At 62.1% G+C, this 17,093-nt stretch carries 17 protein-coding genes; 10 read left to right on the top strand and 7 right to left on the bottom strand.

Annotation, left to right across the window (positions count from 1 at the left end; genetic code table 11):
- The 4 genes from ACIQ47_RS10435 to ACIQ47_RS10420 all read right to left on the bottom strand — a co-directional run.
- A partial coding sequence (locus tag ACIQ47_RS10435; protein ID WP_396438064.1) for a Bug family tripartite tricarboxylate transporter substrate binding protein occupies positions 1–968 on the bottom strand: 968 nt, incomplete at its 3' end.
- 77 nt (positions 969–1,045) lie between these two features.
- On the bottom strand, positions 1,046–2,542 hold the full coding sequence (locus ACIQ47_RS10430) for a tripartite tricarboxylate transporter permease (RefSeq protein WP_396438063.1): 1,497 nt from the start codon (positions 2,540–2,542) through the stop codon (positions 1,046–1,048).
- A 12-nt stretch (positions 2,543–2,554) separates the two neighbouring features.
- Entirely contained in the window at positions 2,555–3,019 is a 465-nt protein-coding gene (locus tag ACIQ47_RS10425) for a tripartite tricarboxylate transporter TctB family protein (RefSeq protein WP_396438062.1), read from the bottom strand.
- Positions 3,016–3,990: a Bug family tripartite tricarboxylate transporter substrate binding protein gene (locus ACIQ47_RS10420; protein WP_396438061.1), complete on the bottom strand. Its 975-nt coding sequence runs from the start codon at positions 3,988–3,990 to the stop codon at positions 3,016–3,018. The genes ACIQ47_RS10425 and ACIQ47_RS10420 overlap by 4 nt, the downstream gene beginning before the upstream one ends.
- A gap of 137 nt (positions 3,991–4,127) precedes the next feature.
- Here ACIQ47_RS10420 and ACIQ47_RS10415 point away from each other — a divergent pair, with 137 nt between their 5' ends.
- Complete coding sequence (locus ACIQ47_RS10415) at positions 4,128–4,835, top strand: response regulator transcription factor (protein WP_396438060.1); 708 nt, start codon at positions 4,128–4,130, stop codon at positions 4,833–4,835.
- Entirely contained in the window at positions 4,832–6,253 is a 1,422-nt protein-coding gene (locus tag ACIQ47_RS10410) for a sensor histidine kinase N-terminal domain-containing protein (RefSeq protein ID WP_396438059.1), read from the top strand. The genes ACIQ47_RS10415 and ACIQ47_RS10410 overlap by 4 nt, the downstream gene beginning before the upstream one ends.
- A 142-nt stretch (positions 6,254–6,395) precedes the next feature.
- On the opposite strand, the gene ACIQ47_RS10405 is transcribed toward ACIQ47_RS10410, so the two are convergent.
- Positions 6,396–7,241 (bottom strand): MurR/RpiR family transcriptional regulator, encoded by an 846-nt coding sequence (locus ACIQ47_RS10405; protein WP_396438058.1) that lies wholly within the window; start codon positions 7,239–7,241, stop codon positions 6,396–6,398.
- Positions 7,242–7,253: 12 nt separating this feature from the next.
- Entirely contained in the window at positions 7,254–8,711 is a 1,458-nt protein-coding gene (gene zwf / locus ACIQ47_RS10400) for a glucose-6-phosphate dehydrogenase (protein ID WP_396438057.1), read from the bottom strand.
- An 82-nt stretch (positions 8,712–8,793) separates the two neighbouring features.
- On the opposite strand from zwf, the gene tal reads away from it, so the two are divergent.
- The 8 genes from tal (at position 8,794) to ACIQ47_RS10360 (ending at position 16,615) form a co-directional block, all read left to right on the top strand.
- A complete protein-coding gene (tal, locus tag ACIQ47_RS10395; RefSeq protein ID WP_396438056.1) occupies positions 8,794–9,741 on the top strand; it encodes a transaldolase in 948 nt (315 codons plus the stop codon).
- A 129-nt stretch (positions 9,742–9,870) separates the two neighbouring features.
- Positions 9,871–11,409 (top strand): glucose-6-phosphate isomerase, encoded by a 1,539-nt coding sequence (gene pgi, locus ACIQ47_RS10390; RefSeq protein ID WP_396438055.1) that lies wholly within the window; start codon positions 9,871–9,873, stop codon positions 11,407–11,409.
- 218 nt (positions 11,410–11,627) lie between these two features.
- Entirely contained in the window at positions 11,628–11,957 is a 330-nt protein-coding gene (locus ACIQ47_RS10385) for a J domain-containing protein (RefSeq protein ID WP_396429591.1), read from the top strand.
- A 135-nt stretch (positions 11,958–12,092) separates the two neighbouring features.
- Positions 12,093–12,431, top strand: coding sequence for a hypothetical protein (locus tag ACIQ47_RS10380; RefSeq protein ID WP_396438054.1), 339 nt, complete (start codon positions 12,093–12,095; stop codon positions 12,429–12,431).
- Positions 12,432–12,505: 74 nt separating this feature from the next.
- Complete coding sequence (locus ACIQ47_RS10375; protein ID WP_396438053.1) at positions 12,506–13,852, top strand: TolC family protein; 1,347 nt, start codon at positions 12,506–12,508, stop codon at positions 13,850–13,852.
- A gap of 2 nt (positions 13,853–13,854) precedes the next feature.
- The gene (locus tag ACIQ47_RS10370; RefSeq protein ID WP_396438052.1) at positions 13,855–15,279 is read left to right on the top strand and encodes a multicopper oxidase family protein; all 1,425 of its coding nucleotides are present in this window, start codon (positions 13,855–13,857) and stop codon (positions 15,277–15,279) included.
- 64 nt (positions 15,280–15,343) lie between these two features.
- Positions 15,344–15,838 carry a plastocyanin/azurin family copper-binding protein gene (locus ACIQ47_RS10365; RefSeq protein ID WP_396429587.1) on the top strand — a complete coding sequence of 165 codons (495 nt, stop codon included), beginning with the start codon at positions 15,344–15,346 and terminating at the stop codon, positions 15,836–15,838.
- A gap of 12 nt (positions 15,839–15,850) precedes the next feature.
- Positions 15,851–16,615 (top strand): DUF411 domain-containing protein, encoded by a 765-nt coding sequence (locus ACIQ47_RS10360; RefSeq protein WP_396429586.1) that lies wholly within the window; start codon positions 15,851–15,853, stop codon positions 16,613–16,615.
- A 176-nt stretch (positions 16,616–16,791) separates the two neighbouring features.
- Here the strand turns inward: ACIQ47_RS10360 and ACIQ47_RS10355 are convergent.
- Positions 16,792–17,093 (bottom strand): TCP-1/cpn60 chaperonin family protein (locus tag ACIQ47_RS10355; RefSeq protein WP_396438051.1); only part of this gene is annotated, 302 nt, incomplete at its 5' end.

Genomic DNA, 17,093 nt, shown 5'->3' with positions numbered 1-17,093 from the left:
TCTTTCCAGCGCGCTTGTTCACGGGCCACAAAGGCGGCGTATTCGCTGGAGGGGCCGCCGCCCGGAATGGCGCTTTCGGCGGCGTTTTGGGCCATGACTTCAGGCGACTTCACGGCTTTGGCGCACTCTTGTTGCAGCTTCAAAAGAATATCGGGCGGTGTGCCTGCGCGTGCGTGGATGCCGTACCACTGCACGGTTTCAAAGTCCTTGAAGCCCAATTCCTGAACTGTGGGCACGTCTGGCAAAACCGGGATGCGTTCGGTGGTGCCCACAGCAATGCAGCGCAGGACGCCGCTTTTGATGTGTGGCAAGAGCGCTGGTGTGCCGGCGGACATCAATTGGATGCGACCTGCCAGCACATCGTTCAGGGCGGGGCCTGTGCCGCGGTAGGGGATGTGGGTGATGAACATCCCGGTGGCCAGCTTGAGCGCTTCCATGGCCAAGTGGCCAGCGCTGGCATTGCCTGCAGAGGCGTAGTTGAGCTGGCCGGGGCGAGAGCGAACATAAGCGACCAGGGACTTCATGTCAGTGGCGGGCACATCTTTGTGCACCACAAACAAGCTGGGCACGCGCGACAGCAGCGTCACGGGCAAAAAGTCCTTGTTCACGTCATAGCCGCTGTCCGGATAGATGAGGGGGTTGACCGCCATCAGACCGATGTGGCTCATGACGATGGTGTAGCCGTCGGCCGGGGTACGCATCATCTCTTGCATCGCGGGAACGCCGCCCCCACCCCCCTTGTTGTCTATGACAAAAGACACGCCCATTTGCTTGGTCAGCTGGGTCGCAATGCTGCGCGCCACGATGCTGGAGGTGCCGCCGGGTGCAAACGGGATGATCCAGCGAATGGGTTTGTTGGGCCAGGCGGATTGGGCATGGCCTGAAACGCCAGTGGCCGCCAGGCCAGCCGCGCCCATCCATTTGAGGTAATCACGGCGGGGAATGAGAGGGGATTGGGGATCTTGCATGTCTCTGAACTCGAGTTGTGAAAAACAAAAAGTGATTAAATCAAATAACGGAAATTTTTGAAGCGGGTTATTACTTATTAAAGTTTCGTTGGTCTGCGAAATTGTCGCCAAAGTGCTGGTGCCACCAGCAGCAACACGGCCACCGCCATCAAGCTGCCCGACAAGGGACGGGTGAAAAAGGTGGACCATTCGCCTTGGCTGATGGTCAAGGCTTGGCGCATCGATTGTTCGGCCATGGGCGCCAGGATCAGGCCCACGATCAGGGGTGCGGCCGGGAAGTCAAAGCGTCGCATCAGGTAGCCCAGCAGGCCAAAGACAAACAGCAGGCCGACGTTGAACACCGAGTTGCCTGCGCCATAAACGCCCGCGGTGGAGATGACGATGATGCCCGCGTAAAGCCAGGGCGGCGGGATCTTGAGCAGCTTGACCCAGAGGCTGACCAAAGGCAGGTTGAGCACCAGCAAGATCACGTTGCCGATGTAGAGGCTGGCGATCAGGGTCCAGACCAAGCCGCCTTGTTGGCTGAACAGCTGAGGGCCGGTTTGGATGCCGTAGCCTTCAAAGGCCGACAGCATGATGGCCGCCGTGGCCGATGTGGGGATGCCCAAGGTGAGCAAGGGCATCAGCACGCCCGCAGCGGCCGCGTTGTTGGCGGCTTCGGGTCCGGCCACCCCTTCGATCGCGCCGTGGCCAAATTCTTCGGGGTGCTTGGAGAGTTTTTTCTCGGTGTAGTACGACAGCAGCGTGGGCAACTCGGCTCCGCCTGCAGGCATGGCACCGATGGGGAAGCCATAAAAAGCGCCACGCAGCCAGGCTTTCCAAGAACGGCCCCAGTCTTGCTTGCTCATCCACAGGCTGCCCGAGAGTTTCATGACTTCGCCTGTTTTGGTTTCTCGGCCTTGCCAAGCCAAGTAAAGCGCTTCGCCCACGGCAAACAGGCCCACTGCGGCGACAGTGACTTCGATGCCATCGAGCAGTTCGGGGCGGCCAAAGGTGAAGCGGGGTTGGCCTGTTTGCAGGTCGATGCCGATCATGCCCAGCAGCAAGCCCAGGCCGAGCGCCACCAGGCCGCGCAGCATGGAGTTGCCCAGCACCGCCGACACCGCCACCAACGACAGCACCATGAGGCTGAAGTATTCGGCGGGGCCAAAGGCCAGAGCGGCGTCGACCACCCAGGGGGCAAAAAAGGTGAGTGCCAAAGTGCCGATGGTGCCCGCCACAAAGCTGCCGATGGCGGCAGTGGCCAGGGCTTGGCCAGCGCGCCCGCGACGGGCCATTTTGTTGCCCTCGAGCGCAGTGACCACCGCCGCCGATTCGCCCGGGGTGTTGAGCAAGATGGAGGTGGTGGAGCCGCCATAGGCCGCGCCGTAATAAATGCCCGCGAACATGACGAACATGCTGGTGGCGGGCACATGGTAGGTCAGGGGCAGCAGCAAAGCGATGGTCAGCGCCGGGCCAATGCCGGGCAGTACACCCACCAGCGTACCGATAAAGCAGCCCACAAAACCCCACAGCAAGGTGGTGGGTTGAAGGGCAATGGCAAAGCCGCCCATCAGGGCGTCAAAAGCTTCCATGGGGTATCCGATTCAAATCAACCAGGGCAGTGCAGGCCCCAGGCCCACGCCCAGCAAGCGGGCAAAGACAAACCAGAACACGCCAGCGATCAGGCCGCAGATGAGCAGCGACTTGCCATTGAAAGGCGCGTCAAAAGCACGGGCAATGCACATGCCGCACAGCGTGCCCGGCAGCACAAAGCCCAGGGGAATGACCAGCGCGATGAAGGCCACCCCGCCACCCAGCAAGCTGAGCATCCGGGTGGTCGCGCCGGGCAGGGCTTGTTGTCCGCTGTCCTGGCTCAGGTCCACCTGGCGTCCGCGCCAGGCGCTCCAGCCGTACAGCAGCGCCACCACGGTGAGCGCTGCCACGATGGCGGCCGGGGCCAGCACCGGGCCCACGGTCATTTGCATCAGCGATGGCGGAATGACCGTGAGTTGCCAGGCGGCCACGCCGCAAACGGTCAGCAGCAAAAGAGCCAGGCGCACAGGCGTCATGCCAAGCCCAGTTCTTTCATCAGCACTTCCTTTTCGGCAATGTCTTTGGCCAGATCGCGTTCAAAAGGGCGCTCGGTCATGAAGGCGTTGGTCCATTTGCGGGTTTCGAGCTCTTGCTTCCAGGCGGCCGATTGACTCAGGCGGGTGACAAAGTCAATCAAGGTGTTGCGCTGCGCGTCGCTGATGCCGGGGGCTGCAAACACACCGCGCCAGTTGGATTCGGACACGTTGATGCCCAGTTCGGTCAAGGTCGGCACATTGACGCCGGGAATGCGGCTTTTGCCCGAGACGGCCAGAGGAATCATCTTGCCAGCCTTGATTTGCTCTTCAAACTCGGAATAGCCAGAAATGCCTGCCACCACCTGGTTGCCCAAGATGGCCGCGTTGGCGGGGCCACCGCCCGCAAAGGCCACGTAAGCGGCTTCACGCGGGTTTTTGCCCAGCGCTTTGATCAACATGCCCAGGATCAAGTGGTCTGTCCCGCCAGCGCTGCCACCGGCCACCGAGACGGCTTTGGGGTTGGCTTTGATGGCCGCTTCGAGCTCTTTCCAGGTTTTGATCTTGCCCGCAGCAGGCACGACGATGACGCCAGCCTCTTCGGTCAGGCGCGCAATGGGGGTGACGTTTTTGATGGTCACCGGGCTCTTGTTGGCGATGCCCGCGCCGATCATGACCGAGCCGCCCACCATCAGGATGTTGCCCTGGCCCTTGCGTTGATTGACAAAGCGGGGCAAGCCCACCATGCCGCCGGCGCCGCCGACGTTTTCAAACTGCATGTTGCCCACCAGGCCAGCGGCCTTGGCCGCGCGTTCGATCGAGCGGGCTGTGCCATCCCAGCCGCCGCCGGGGGCAGCGGGCACGAACATGTTGAGCGTGTCAAACATGGGTTTGGCCTGAGCCCAAGCGGGCAGGGCCAGAGAAGCACCAGCGGCAGTGCCGAGGGCCAGGAAGTCGCGTTTGGAAATGGACATGCAGGTCTCCTGTGTGAAAATGAAAAACACACTGCCGGGCACGTGCCTTGGGCAGATGGCACGATTTTGGTGCCGAGCCAAGCGTCAAGCTGTCAAGCACCTGTCAAATCCATTCAGTGAATACCCTCAAGCATCCGATGAACCCCCGAATTTTGTTGGTGGAAGACACGCCTGACATTGCCCTTTGGCTGGGCACGGCTTTGCGCCAAGGCGGCATGGCGGTTGAATTTGCCACCGATGGCCATGCGGCTGAGCGCTGCCTGCAGCCGGGGCACGGCTTTGATGCGGTGCTGCTCGATTTGCAGTTGCCGGGGCCAGACGGCCTGAGCGTGCTGCAGGCTTTGCGTGCGCGGGGCGATGCGGTGCCGGTGTTGATTTTGACGGCGCGCGCCAGTGTGCCCGACCGGGTGCTGGGCCTGAACATGGGCGCCGACGATTACTTGCCCAAGCCTTTTGATTTGAGTGAGCTTGAAGCCCGCTTGCAGGTCTTGCTGCGCCGCCATGGCCGCGCCAAAACCACGGCCCTGCGCTGGGGGCCGCTGGAAATGCAACCCGAAAACGGCACCGCACAACTGCACGGTCAGGTGCTGGCTTTGACGCAACGCGAGGCTGCTGCGCTGCGCGTGCTGCTGTCCTCGCCGCAGCGCACGGTGAGCAAAGAGCAGCTGCACAGCGAGGTGTTTGCCGACGAGGCCGCCGGGCTGGACGCGGTGGAGGTGCTGATTTACCGCCTGCGCAAAAAGCTCGAATCTTCTTCGGCATCCCACAGTGGGCCTGCCGAAGTGGTGATCACCACCTTTCGCGGCATGGGTTACATGCTGACTTCGCCATCGGGCAGCGCATGACCACAACGCCAGCGCATCCGGTCCGCGCCGTGGCGTCGCTGCGCAGGCGCTTGCTCAGTTGGATCTTGCTGCCGCTGGCTGCGTTGATCGGCGTCAACGCCTGGGTGGGCTATGGCAATGCGGTGCAGGCGGCCAACGAGGCTTATGACCGGTCTTTGTACCTGGCCGCACGGACCTTGGCCGAAGAGCTGGCTTGGCGCGATGGTCGCCTTCAGCTGGACGTGATGAAGGCCGCAGGCTATCTGTTTGAAAACCACACCGGCTCGCGATTGTTTTACAAAGTCTCCAACCCCGCGGGTCAGTACTTGGCCGGTGTGGCGGCTTTGCCCGATGCGCCTGTGCGCACGCAGTCGGCCGTGAAGTACTTTGCCTTGGTGCAGTTCGACGACGGGGTGTACCTGAACCAGCCCGTGCGCCTGGCTCAACTCACGCATGTCATGGAGGACGCGGGCCTGAGCGAGCCGCTGATCAAGATCACGGTGGCCGAAACCATGGAAGCGCGTCAGCAATTGATTCAGCACATTTTGTGGGACACCTTGGGCAGCCAGGGCTTGTTGCTGTTGGCTGCGGCGGTCTTGGTCATCTGGGGGGTGCAGCGCGGTATCCGGCCGCTGGAGGTGTTTCGCCAGCAATTGGCGAACAAGGCCGACGACGACTTTTCGCCCATTCAGCCGCCGGACTTGCCCCGCGAGTTGCGGCCCCTGATCGAGACGCTGAACAGCTATCTGGACCGATTGGGCCGCTTGATCGACATCCGCAAGCGCTTTTTGGACAACGCCGCGCACCAACTGCGCACGCCCCTCACGGCCCTGAAAACACAGCTGGCGCTGGCCCAGCGCAATGCCGAGCCCGAACAGGCGCAGGCCTTGCTGTCGGCGGCCAGGCAAACCACCGACGATGCCGTGCGCCTGACCGAGCAACTGCTGGCCATGACACGGGTCGAGCATGCCCGCGAAATGCACAGCCCGCAAACGGTGGACCTGGTGGCGCTGGCCCGGCGCGTGACGCAAGAGCATTTGATGCGTGCCCACCAGCTGGGCGATGACCTTGGCCTGGAGGTGCAGGTGGCGCAATGCGAGGTGCAAGGCGTAGACCTGTTGCTGCACGAGGCCTTGAGCAACCTGATCGACAACGCCATTCACCACGGCCCTGCGGGCACGCACATCACGGTGCGGGTGGGGGAGGGGTGGCTGGAAGTGGAAGACGATGGCCCCGGTATCGCACCTGAGCACCAGGCCCATGTGTTCGAGCGTTTTTACCGCGCCGCGCCCTCGGGTGTTGCGGGCAGTGGTTTGGGTCTGGCCATTGTGAAAGAAATTGCGAGCCAGCACGGGGCGCAAGTCGGTGTGCGCAGCCCCTTGGCCGATGGGCGCGGCACAACCATTCGCCTGAGTTGGCCAGAGGCAACACCTACCTAGAGCCAAATTTTGCCCTGTGGGAGGCTGCCCCTGCAGCCGAATGCTTTATGGGCACATGCGCAGATTCGCGAGCAGGGGCTCGCTCCCACAAGGCCCCGCATAGCCTATCTGTGGGAGGCTGCCCCTGCAGCCGAATGACTGTTCAGGTGTAACGCTTGCTGCTCAGGTTTTTCTTCATGTCGCGCAGCGCAGGTTGCAGCGCTTCACCAATCCTCAGGGCCACGGTGGTGGCCAAAATGTCGATGATGAGCAGGTGCAGCAAGCGCGAGACCATGGGGCTGTATTTGTCGTAGCCCTCGGGGTGGTCGGCCGTGAGGTGGATGTGCCCGGCGCTGGCCAGCGGTGAGCCGCTGGCGGTGATGACGATGGTCGTGGCGCCTTGCTTTTTGGCGATGTCGCAGGCGTCCATCAGGTCACGCGTGCGGCCCGAGTTGGAGATGATCACGGCGCAGTCTCCCGGCTGGAGCATGGAGGCGCTCATGACCTGCATGTGGCCGTCGCTGTAGGCGATGGCGTTGACGCCCAGGCGAAAGAATTTGTGCTGAGCGTCTTGCGCCACGATGCCGGAGTTGCCCACACCATAAAACTCGATGCGGCGGTTGGTTTTCTGGGTGGCGGCCAGGGCTTGCGCGGCGTGTTCCAGCGCAAAGAAACTGGCGTCGTTGCGGTACTTCAAAAACGCGGCCACGGTGTTGTCGATGACCTTGACGGCGATGTCGCTGGTTTTGTCGTCGGCGTCCACACTGCGGTGAATGAAAGGCACGCCTTCGTTGACGCTGCCGGCCAGTTTGAGTTTGAAGTCGGACAAGCCGTCGTAACCCACGCTGCGACAAAAGCGGACCACGGTGGGTTTGCTGACATGGGCGCGGTCGGCCAACTCGGTCACAGGCAGCTTGGCAAAGGCGCGGGGGTCGGCCAGCACCAGCTTGCCCACGCGTTGCTCGGCTGGCGCCAGCGAGGGCAGGGCGGCTTTGATTCGGTCGAGCATGGTGGATTCCTTTTAGCTTTCTTCAGACCAGCAAAAGCCGTCGCGCGCGATCATGGCACTCGATGCGCTGGGGCCCCAAGTGCCTGCGGCATACGGGCGCGCACCGTTGTTGTCACCCTGCCAGTGTTGCAAGATGGGCTCGACCCAACGCCAGGCTTCTTCTTGTTCGTCGCTGCGCACAAACAGGTTCAGGCGGCCATCGAGCACATCCAGCAGCAAGCGCTCGTAAGCGCCCACGCGCTGGCTGCCAAAGCGTTTGTCAAAGTCCAGGTCCAGATGCACCGGGCTGAGCGTGCCGCTGCCTTGGCCGCGTTTGCTTTGGCCTTGGGCAAACAGGTGCAACTCCAGCCCGTCTTTGGGTTGCAGGTGAATCACCAATTTGTTCACCTGGCCCACCGGGCTTTTGAAGATTTCGTGCGGCGTGGGGCGGAAATTGATCTGGATGTGTGCCTCGCGCGAGGCCATACGCTTGCCGGTGCGAATGTAAAACGGCACGCTCGCCCAGCGCCAGTTGGCGATTTCGGTGCGCAGGGCCACAAAGGTTTCGGTGCTGCTGGCGGGTTTCACGCCGGGTTCATCGCGGTAGGCGGGCACGGCTTTGCCTTCGATGTTGCCCGCGCTGTACTGGCCACGGATGACGTGCTGGCTCAGGGTCTCGGGTGTCCAGCGCTTGAGTGCGCGAAGCACTTTGAGTTTTTCGTCGCGGATGGCGTCGGCATGCGCGTTGATGGGCGGCTCCATGGCGATGGCACACAGCAGTTGCAGGGCGTGGTTTTGCACCATGTCGCGCAGCGCGCCGGTGCTGTCGTAAAAGCCGCCGCGCTTTTCCACGCCCAGCTCTTCGGACATGGTGATCTGGATGTTGGCGATGTGCTCGCGTCGCCACAGGGGCTCAAACAGGGCGTTGCCAAAGCGCATGGCAAACAGGTTTTGCACCGCAGGTTTGCCCAGGTAGTGGTCGATGCGAAAGACCTGCTGCTCTTTGAAGGCCAGGCCCACTGCGTGGTTGATGGCGCGGTTGGAGGCCAGGTCGTGGCCCAGCGGTTTTTCCAGCACGATGCGGGTCTTGGGCGTGTTCAGACCGTTGGCGGCGAGTTGTTCGCACACGGTGGTGAACAGGCTGGGTGCGGTGGACAGGTACATCACCACATGGTCGGTGTCGCGCTCGGCGAGGCGACTGGCCAAGGCTGCGTAGGACTCAGGCTTGGACAGGTCCACGCGCACGTAGCACAGCAGGCTGGCAAAGCGGGCAAATTCTTCGGGGTTGGGCCGTTTGTCGCCTTCGACTTGCTCAAAACGTGACTGGATTCGCTGGCGGTATTGCTCGTCGCTCAGGTCGTCGCGGCCTACACCGATGATGCGGCCGCCTTCAGGCAAGGTGTCATGGCGAAAGGCCTGAAACAGTGCGGGCATGAGTTTGCGCCACACCAGATCACCTGTGCCGCCGAAGAAAACCAGATCAAAAGCCATGCTGTTCTTGAGTTACATAAAAAATTGATTTGAAATGTAACTTTGTTTCATCGATAATTCAAGTCTGTTTTGAAAAGCCCCCATGAACCAACTCGACGCCCTCAAACAATTCACGACCGTGGTGGCCGATACCGGCGACTTCAAACAGTTGGCACAGTTCCAGCCACAAGATGCGACGACCAACCCGTCCTTGATCTTGAAGGCCGTGCAAAAGCCCGAATACGCGCCCCTGCTGGCCGAGGCCGTTGCGAAGCATCGGGGCCAGCCGCTGGATGGGGTGATGGACCACCTTTTGGTGCGTTTTGGTTGCGAGATTTTGAAGACGATTCCCGGCCGTGTGTCGACCGAAGTGGATGCCCGTTTGAGCTTTGAGACGGCTGCCACCGTGGCGCGGGCGCGGCGCATCATGGCGCTGTACGAGGCGCAAGGCATACCGCGTGAACGCGTGCTGATCAAGATCGCCTCGACCTGGGAAGGCATCCAGGCCGCAGCCGAGCTGCAGCGCGAAGGCATCCGCTGCAACCTGACGCTGCTGTTTTCGTTTTGCCAGGCCGTGGCGTGTGGCCAGGCCAAAGTGCAACTCATTTCGCCCTTTGTGGGCCGCATTTACGACTGGTATAAAAAAAGCGCAGGCGCTGCTTGGGACGAGGCGGCCATGGCGGGCGCGAACGACCCCGGTGTACAGTCGGTGCGGGCGATTTTCAACCACTACAAAAAGCATGGCATCGCCACCGAAGTCATGGGCGCATCGTTCCGCAACATGGGGCAAATCACCGCTTTGGCCGGGTGCGATTTGCTGACCATCAGCCCTGAATTGTTGGCGCAGTTGGCCGCCACCGAAGCACCGTTGGGTCAGGCTTTGGATGCCGCTGCGGCCCAGGCGATGGACCTGCCCGCTGAGAGTTACGACGAAGCGTCTTTCCGCTTGGCGCTCAATGAAGATGCCATGGCTACCGAAAAGCTGGCCGAGGGCATCCGCGCTTTTTGTGCCGATGCCATCAAGCTTGAAGAAATGATGAAGAAAGCTTGACAACTCCCCCGTAGCGCACCCCGTGCGAGATGACCCGTGAACGGCGTTCACCTGAATCGCCCACAGGGGTGGGCTCCTGCAGAGAGTCACCTTGATTTCAACAACTGCTTGTCCGATTGAAAGCTCCCCATGCGTTGTGACCAAACCCCGGCCTGGAAGGCCTTGACGACCCATGCGGCACAGGCCACGGGTTTTGATTTGCGCACCGCTTTTGCGCAGGATCCCGAGCGGGTATTGGCCCTGAGCCAGACCGCCCCCCATGTGTTTGCCGACCTGTCCAAAAACCATACCGATGCCGCCACTGAAGGCTTGTTGATCGAATTGGCCCGCCAAACCGGCCTGGCCTCGCACCGCGACGCCATGTTCCGGGGCGAGCCGATCAACAACACCGAGGGCCGCGCCGTGATGCATTGGCTGTTGCGCCAACCTGAAGGCTCTGTGAGCGGCGATTTGGCCGCGCCCCTTAAGCGGGTGCACGACACCCTCAAACCCATGCTGGCGTATGCCGAAAACATCCGCGCCGATGCGCAGATCACCGACGTGGTGAACATCGGCATTGGTGGCTCTGACCTGGGGCCGCAGATGGCGGTGCTGGCGCTGCAAGACTTCGTGATCCCCGGCAAGCGCTTTCACTTTGTGTCGAATGTGGACGGGCATGAATTGGCTGCGGTGCTCAAGGGCCTGAAGGCTGAGAACACGCTGTTCCTGATCGCCTCCAAAACCTTCACCACCCTCGAGACCATGACCAACGCCCGCTCGGCGCTGGCCTGGTTCCGGGCGCAAGGCGGCAGCGATGTGGCACGCCACTTTGCGGCGCTCACCACCCATGTGGCAGCTGCGGCTGAGTTCGGCATCACCACCACCTTTGGCTTTTGGAACTGGGTGGGCGGGCGCTATTCGCTGTGGTCGGCCATTGGTTTGCCTGTGGCCATTGCCATCGGTGCCCAGGGTTTTCGGGACCTGCTGGCCGGGGCGCACGCGATGGATCAGCATTTCCAATCTGCGCCGCTGGAGACCAATTTGCCCGTGCGGCTGGGCTTGCTCGATGTCTGGTACCGCAACTTCTTGGGCTACACCAGTCGCAGCATCGCCCCTTATCACTGCGCCTTGCGCCGGTTGCCTGCCTACCTGCAGCAGCTGGAGATGGAGAGCAACGGCAAGCGGGTGGACCGCAACGGGCATGCGCTGCTCTATGGCACCTCACCCGTTCTTTGGGGCGAGCCGGGCACCAACGGGCAGCACGCTTACTTTCAGATGTTGCACCAAGGCACCGACATGGTGCTCGTGGAATTCATCGCGGTCAAAAAGCCCACGCACAACTTGGCCGACCACCAAGAACTGCTGCTGGCCAATGCCATCGCCCAAGCGCAGGCCTTGATGCTGGGCCAAGCCGACGAGGGCGGTCACCAACACTTTCCCGGCAACCGACCCAGCACCTTCTTGCTGCTCGACGAACTCACGCCCACCAGCTTGGGCGCACTGATCGCGCTGCAAGAACACCGTGTGTTCGTGAGCGGTTCGGTTTGGGGCATCAACAGCTTTGACCAGTTTGGGGTGGAGCTGGGCAAGGTGTTGGCCCAAGACATTCACGCGCGCCTGCTGTCGGGTGATACCCAGGGCCTGGACGCCTCAAGCGCTGCCTTGTTGCAGCGCGTGCGCTTGGGCTGATTTCAGCCCGCTTGATCACCCCTGGCTTGACCCGGGGTCCGTCTTGCGGCCCGTGTGCGCTCAAAGGCGAACCCCGGTGCTCAGGCATGAAGACGCGCAGTGAGCCCGGCATTGACAGCAGGCCATGCGTTTGAGTTTTAACATTTTGATACGTTTAAATTTCATTTATATTTAGTTTATTTGTATTCATATTTTATGATTCAACCATGGACAACGCCATGGACCTTTACGCTGAACTCGGTGTCACACCGCAAGCCGAACCCGAAGTCATTCGGGCGGCTTTCCGCGCATTGGCCCAACGTTACCATCCTGATCGGCCAGGGGGTGCATCCGCGTTGTGGGCGGCCAAGATGGCCCGGATCAACCAGGCCTACAGCGTTTTGAGCCTGCCTGAGCGGCGTCGTGCTTACGATGCCAGCCGGTATGCACAGCGCCCCCGTTTTGCGGCGCCTCTGATCCACATCACCACGAAGCAGGCGTCAGAGCGCAACGCGTTACCGTTTTTGACCACCTACGACGCACGTGGCCGCTTGCACGCTTTTGTCTGAGCACAAGACCTGGACGGTTTTTGGGTCCTGACCCTCCGATTCTTGCGGAGCTGGGTTTATGATTCAGCGATGCGCCGCTTGTTCCTTTGCTTCCTGTTGTGCCTGATGCCCTTGCGGCTTTGGGCGGGCGCATGGATGCCCATCTCTGATAGCGGTTCGCTCCACCTTGGCATCTTGACGACGGCCAGCCCGGCTCAGCACACCGAAGCGCTTGCTGCGCATGACTGCCATGCGGTCATGGCAGAGCCCTTGCGGGAAACCCACGCCCAGCTTGCGCTGCACAATGTGCCTGTCCAAGCAGCCGATTGTCACGATGAGCATTGCCAGTTGTGCGGCGTGTGTCACCAAGGCTTGAGCCTGACGGCGTGGCCCTTGGTGATGCCTGTTTTTCAGGCCCACCCGCTGCCTGTCAGCGCGACCTGGGCGCATGTGGCCCGCATGTCTGCGCCACTGATCAAGCCGCCCATTTCCTGAACCACACGCCACAGGTGCGTCTGCTCGCTGCCAAAGCGGGTTGATCCCATGTTCGTCTGTTTCAGGAAATTGACATGATCCCTCTTTTGAATCGCGCTGGCAGGCTGGGTGCCGTTGGCGCTGTGCTGCTGGGCTGCACTTGGCCTGCTGCCTGGTCGCAAACCCAAGGTGTAAACGCACCCTCTTCGGCGCATGTGCACGGCCCTCGGCCGGGCTCCCCGTCCAACGCTGCGCCATCGGCCCAGCCGGTCCCGTCAAGCCCCACTTGGCAGGACGCCAACCGGGCTGTCGGTCAATTCCCGCGTGGCCATGTGGACCTGCTGCGCTGGGAACAAAAGAACATGCCGCCGAGGCCAGACCCACCCGCGCATCCCGCTGCTGGGCAACTGACGCTGGTCCTGGCCATGCGTCTGGCCCTTAAGGACGAGGCCCTGTGGCTCAAGCCGGGCATGAGTGCAGCAGAGTTGGCGGCTGTGCGGCAACAAGCGGCGTTTGTGCGACTGGATGTGCAAAGGCTTTGGGTCAACGCGGTGGTGGCACGTCAGTCGCTGGCGCACAGTGGGGATGTTCTGGCCGTGGCCCAAGCCGGAGCCGAGCTGGGTCAGCGCATGGCACAAGTGGGCAATTGGAGCCGTGCCCGTCAAATGGCGCAAGAGCTGACGCTCTGGGATGCACGCGCACGCGCTGACAAAGCGCAGCTGCAGGCCGATCGCGCACTGCAGGCTTTGTGGCAACGCATCGGTGCGGGCATGACCCCCCAAGCGCTGGCGCAGCAGTTGCCCCCGCACCTGCCCGTGGATTTGCCTGCGCATACCCCTGTCGACGTGCAGGCCGAACTGAGTCTGGAAGCTGTGGCCGCCCTGCAAACGCAGGCCCTGCAGGCCCACTTGCGCTGGCCAGTGGATGAGCTGCAGGCCCGTCGCCTGTCGGCAGGCCAGGGTTTGAAGGCACAAGAGCTGCAGGCTGCCCAACAAGCCCTGCAAGCCTTGGCTGGGCAGGAGCTGCCCATGTGGGACCCCCGCAGCATGCGCTGGAGCCATGCCTTTGAAAACGCCTGGAAAGCACGTTTGCAGGTCGACCGCCTCGCGCGCCAGGTGCATGCCGATGTGCAGAACGCCCTGGCCGCATTCCGGCTGGCCAGCCAGACGGCGCAGCACACTCAGGCGCAGGTTCTGCGCCTGCACACCGAACTCTCGCAAGAGACCTTGCTGCGTTACAACGGCATGCTGAAAAGCACTTGGGACCTGTTGGCCAGCGTGCGCACGCGCATCGACAGCGTGGATGCGGCTTTACAGGCGCAGCGCCAGCGCTGGTTGGCCCATGCCGACCTGATGGCCGTGCTGGCTGGCTTGCCCTATGCGGACAGCGCCAGCGTGTCCGACACCAGCAACCCCTCCAACACCCGCACCGCAGGACACTGACCATGCAACGCCGAGATTTTTTCCAAAAAGCCATTGCTGCTGCGGGCACCATCGCAGGTACAGCGGTCGCCACCACCGCCGTCAGCCGCAGCGCGCTGGCCGGCTTGCCCGAGCCCGTCATCCAGACCCGACCCGACACCGCCCCGCCCTGGACACCCCCGGGCGTGACCGGTGCGGGCCGCCCCTACAAGCCGGTGGTCACCCTGAACGGCTGGACCCTGCCTTTTCGCATGAAGGACGGCGTCAAGGAGTTCCATTTGGTAGCCGAGCCTGTGGTGCGCGAAATGGCGCCGGGCTTTGTCGTCAACATGTGGGGCTACAACGGCCAAAGCCCCGGTCCGACCATCGAGGTGGTCGAGGGCGACAAGGTGCGCATTTTTGTGACCAACCAATTGCCTGAGCACACCACCATCCACTGGCACGGCCAACGCCTGCCCAACGGCATGGACGGTGTGGGTGGCCTGAACCAAAAGCAGATCCCGGTGGGCAAGACCTTTGTGTACGAGTTCGTGGCACGCAGGCCTGGCACCTTCATGTACCACCCGCACGCCGACGAGATGACACAAATGGCCATGGGCATGATGGGCCTGTGGATCACCCACCCCAAGGGCCAGCACCCGATGATTGCCAAGGTGGACCGCGACTACGCCTTTTTGTTGAGTGCCTACGACGTCACCCCGGGAGCCAAAACCCCCAATGTGAACACCATGCTGGACCACAACATCTGGAGTTGGAACAGCCGGGTGTTTCCGGGCATCAGCCCGCTGGTGGCACGCCTGAACGACCGGGTGCGGGTGCGGGTGGGCAATCTGACCATGACCAACCACCCGATCCACATCCACGGCATCGAATTTGAGGTGACCGGCACCGACGGTGGCCCCGTGCCCCCCACAGCGCGCTGGCCCGAGGTCACCACCGACGTGGCCGTGGGCCAGATGCGACAGCTGGAGTTCATTGCCGATGAGCCCGGCGACTGGGCCATGCACTGCCACAAGAGCCACCACACCATGGGCGCCATGGGCCATGATGTGCCCACCATGATCGGTGTGGACCACCGGGGCTTGGTGCAAAAAATCCAGAAACTCATTCCGGACTACATGGTCATGGGTGAACGCGGCATGGCCGACATGGGCGAGATGGAAATGGAACTGCCCGAGAACACCTTCCCCATGATGACTGGCACCGGGCCTTACGGCCCCATCGAGATGGGCGGCATGTTCACCACGCTCAAGGTGCGGGCCGAGCAAAAGCCCGGCGACTACAGCGACCCGGGTGATTACAAGCAGCCACCCGGCACGCAGTCCTTTGAATACACCGGACCGGTGGTGACCACACCGCGTGCGCCGCAAGCGCATGACGTGGCACCCAAGAATGCTGCAGCACCTGCTGGCAACGTGCGCAAGCCAGAGAACCACAAACACCACTGACTGCGCTTGGCAGCCCTCATCGCATGAGGGCTGCGACCTTTAAAATCATTTTCAAGGACTTGTCATGACCAACGCAATCCACGCCACGCTGCTGACCATCGGCCTGCTGGCCCTGCCTGCTGCGCACGCCCATGCGCCCGCTGTCCACCAAAACCACCACGCCAAGTCCGCTTCCCCGGCTGAACAAAAAGACTGGGGCATTGCAGGCGATCCGAAAAAAGCCACACGCACCATCGAAATCCGCATGACCGACGACATGCGCTTTGCCCCAAAGGCGATTTCAGTCAAGCTGGGCGAGACCGTGCGCCTGGTGGCCGTGAACGCGGGCAAGGTGCTGCACGAGATCGTGATCGGCACGCCGCAAGAGCTCAAGGCCCATGCCGAAATGATGAAAAAACATCCCGGCATGGAACACGATGAGCCCTACATGGCGCATGTGGACCCCGGCCAAAAAGGCACCATCGTTTGGACCTTCAACCGCGCAGGCAGCTTTGAATTTGCCTGCCTGATCCCCGGCCATTTTGAAGCGGGCATGATCGGCCGCATCACCGTCAAGTAAGGGAGTCATGCCATGAAAAATGCCCAATCCATCACCCTGCCCCGGCGTCATTGGCTGGCCGCGGCCGCCGTATTGGCCCTCACCGGTTTTGAGCGCAGCGCGCTGGCGCAGGCCACCAACGTTCAGGTCTGGAAAGACCCCAACTGCGGCTGCTGCCACTTGTGGGTGGAACACCTGCAGGCCAGCGGTTTCAAGGTCGAGGTGCGCGACGTGGGTAACACCGCCGCCCGCAAGCGGCTGGGCATGCCCGAGCCACTCGGGTCCTGCCACACCGCCAGCGTGGGAGGCTACGTGATCGAGGGCCATGTGCCCGCTGCAGACATCCACCGCCTGCTCAAGGAGCGGCCTGTGGCTTTGGGCCTGTCGGTGCCGGGCATGCCTATTGGCAGCCCCGGCATGGACGGGCCCGAATACAAGGGCCGCAAAGACGCCTACGACGTGCTGTTGGTGCAAAAAGACGGCAGCACGAAAAGCTTTCAACACTATCCGGGGCTTCGCCGCATGGCGCAGCGCGGTGGCCTGCAACGCGTGAGCGATGACGTTGCTGCTTTGCCTTGGGCCACAGCCGAGGTGCGGCGCATCGACAAGGCTGCGGGCAAGGTGGCGCTCAAGCACGGCGAGATCAAGAATCTGGACATGCCGCCCATGAGCATGGTGTTTCAGGTCAAGGACCCGAGCCAACTCGACGCCTTGCAAGTGGGCCAAAAAGTGCGCTTTCAAGCGGTACAGGACAAAGGCGCTTACTGGGTGCTGAAGATCGAGGCTGCGGCCCTGTGAGCTCTTTAGGCGAGAGCGATCGGCACCGCGTGTTTGTAGCGATCCCTTCCAGCGCAGGCCTAGAACTGTCGCCATGAAAAAAGCCCCGCAAGGCATGAACCTTGCGGGGCTTTTGTTTGGCCGGGTGAGGGCGCAAACCCTCAGTCCAGGCAGACAGGGCAATTACATGCCCATGCTTACATGCCCATGCCGCCCATACCACCCATGCCGCCCATGTCAGGCATGCCGCCGCCGCCAGCGCCGGACTCGTCCTTCGGGGCTTCGGAGATCATGCACTCGGTGGTGAGCATCAAAGAGGCCACAGACGCTGCGTTTTGCAAGGCCGTGCGTGTCACTTTGGTGGGGTCCAGGATGCCCATTTCGATCATGTCGCCGTAGGTGTCGTTGGCCGCGTTGAAGCCGTAGTTGCCTTTGCCAGCCATGACCGCATTGACCACCACCGAGGGCTCGCCGCCGGCGTTGTACACGATCTCGCGCA

The sequence above is a fragment of the Limnohabitans sp. genome, from assembly GCF_044373035.1.
GTDB lineage: Bacteria > Pseudomonadota > Gammaproteobacteria > Burkholderiales > Burkholderiaceae_C > Limnohabitans_A.
Note: the sequence above shows the minus strand (reverse complement) of the source record. Positions and strands in the feature narration are given on the sequence as shown.

What these genes read in the sequence shown, in the direction of transcription:
- ACIQ47_RS10360 (WP_396429586.1), top strand. Translation starts at nt 15,851, where the DNA reads ATGAAAAATGCCCAATCCATCACCCTGCCCCGGCGTCATTGGCTGGCC.
- ACIQ47_RS10380 (WP_396438054.1), top strand. Translation starts at nt 12,093, where the DNA reads ATGCCCATCTCTGATAGCGGTTCGCTCCACCTTGGCATCTTGACGACG.
- zwf (WP_396438057.1), bottom strand. Translation starts at nt 8,711, where the DNA reads ATGGCTTTTGATCTGGTTTTCTTCGGCGGCACAGGTGATCTGGTGTGG.
- ACIQ47_RS10430 (WP_396438063.1), bottom strand. Translation starts at nt 2,542, where the DNA reads ATGGAAGCTTTTGACGCCCTGATGGGCGGCTTTGCCATTGCCCTTCAA.
- tal (WP_396438056.1), top strand. Translation starts at nt 8,794, where the DNA reads ATGAACCAACTCGACGCCCTCAAACAATTCACGACCGTGGTGGCCGAT.
- ACIQ47_RS10405 (WP_396438058.1), bottom strand. Translation starts at nt 7,241, where the DNA reads ATGCTCGACCGAATCAAAGCCGCCCTGCCCTCGCTGGCGCCAGCCGAG.
- ACIQ47_RS10365 (WP_396429587.1), top strand. Translation starts at nt 15,344, where the DNA reads ATGACCAACGCAATCCACGCCACGCTGCTGACCATCGGCCTGCTGGCC.
- ACIQ47_RS10410 (WP_396438059.1), top strand. Translation starts at nt 4,832, where the DNA reads ATGACCACAACGCCAGCGCATCCGGTCCGCGCCGTGGCGTCGCTGCGC.
- ACIQ47_RS10420 (WP_396438061.1), bottom strand. Translation starts at nt 3,990, where the DNA reads ATGTCCATTTCCAAACGCGACTTCCTGGCCCTCGGCACTGCCGCTGGT.
- ACIQ47_RS10425 (WP_396438062.1), bottom strand. Translation starts at nt 3,019, where the DNA reads ATGACGCCTGTGCGCCTGGCTCTTTTGCTGCTGACCGTTTGCGGCGTG.
- ACIQ47_RS10415 (WP_396438060.1), top strand. Translation starts at nt 4,128, where the DNA reads ATGAACCCCCGAATTTTGTTGGTGGAAGACACGCCTGACATTGCCCTT.
- ACIQ47_RS10375 (WP_396438053.1), top strand. Translation starts at nt 12,506, where the DNA reads ATGATCCCTCTTTTGAATCGCGCTGGCAGGCTGGGTGCCGTTGGCGCT.
- ACIQ47_RS10385 (WP_396429591.1), top strand. Translation starts at nt 11,628, where the DNA reads ATGGACCTTTACGCTGAACTCGGTGTCACACCGCAAGCCGAACCCGAA.
- ACIQ47_RS10370 (WP_396438052.1), top strand. Translation starts at nt 13,855, where the DNA reads ATGCAACGCCGAGATTTTTTCCAAAAAGCCATTGCTGCTGCGGGCACC.
- pgi (WP_396438055.1), top strand. Translation starts at nt 9,871, where the DNA reads ATGCGTTGTGACCAAACCCCGGCCTGGAAGGCCTTGACGACCCATGCG.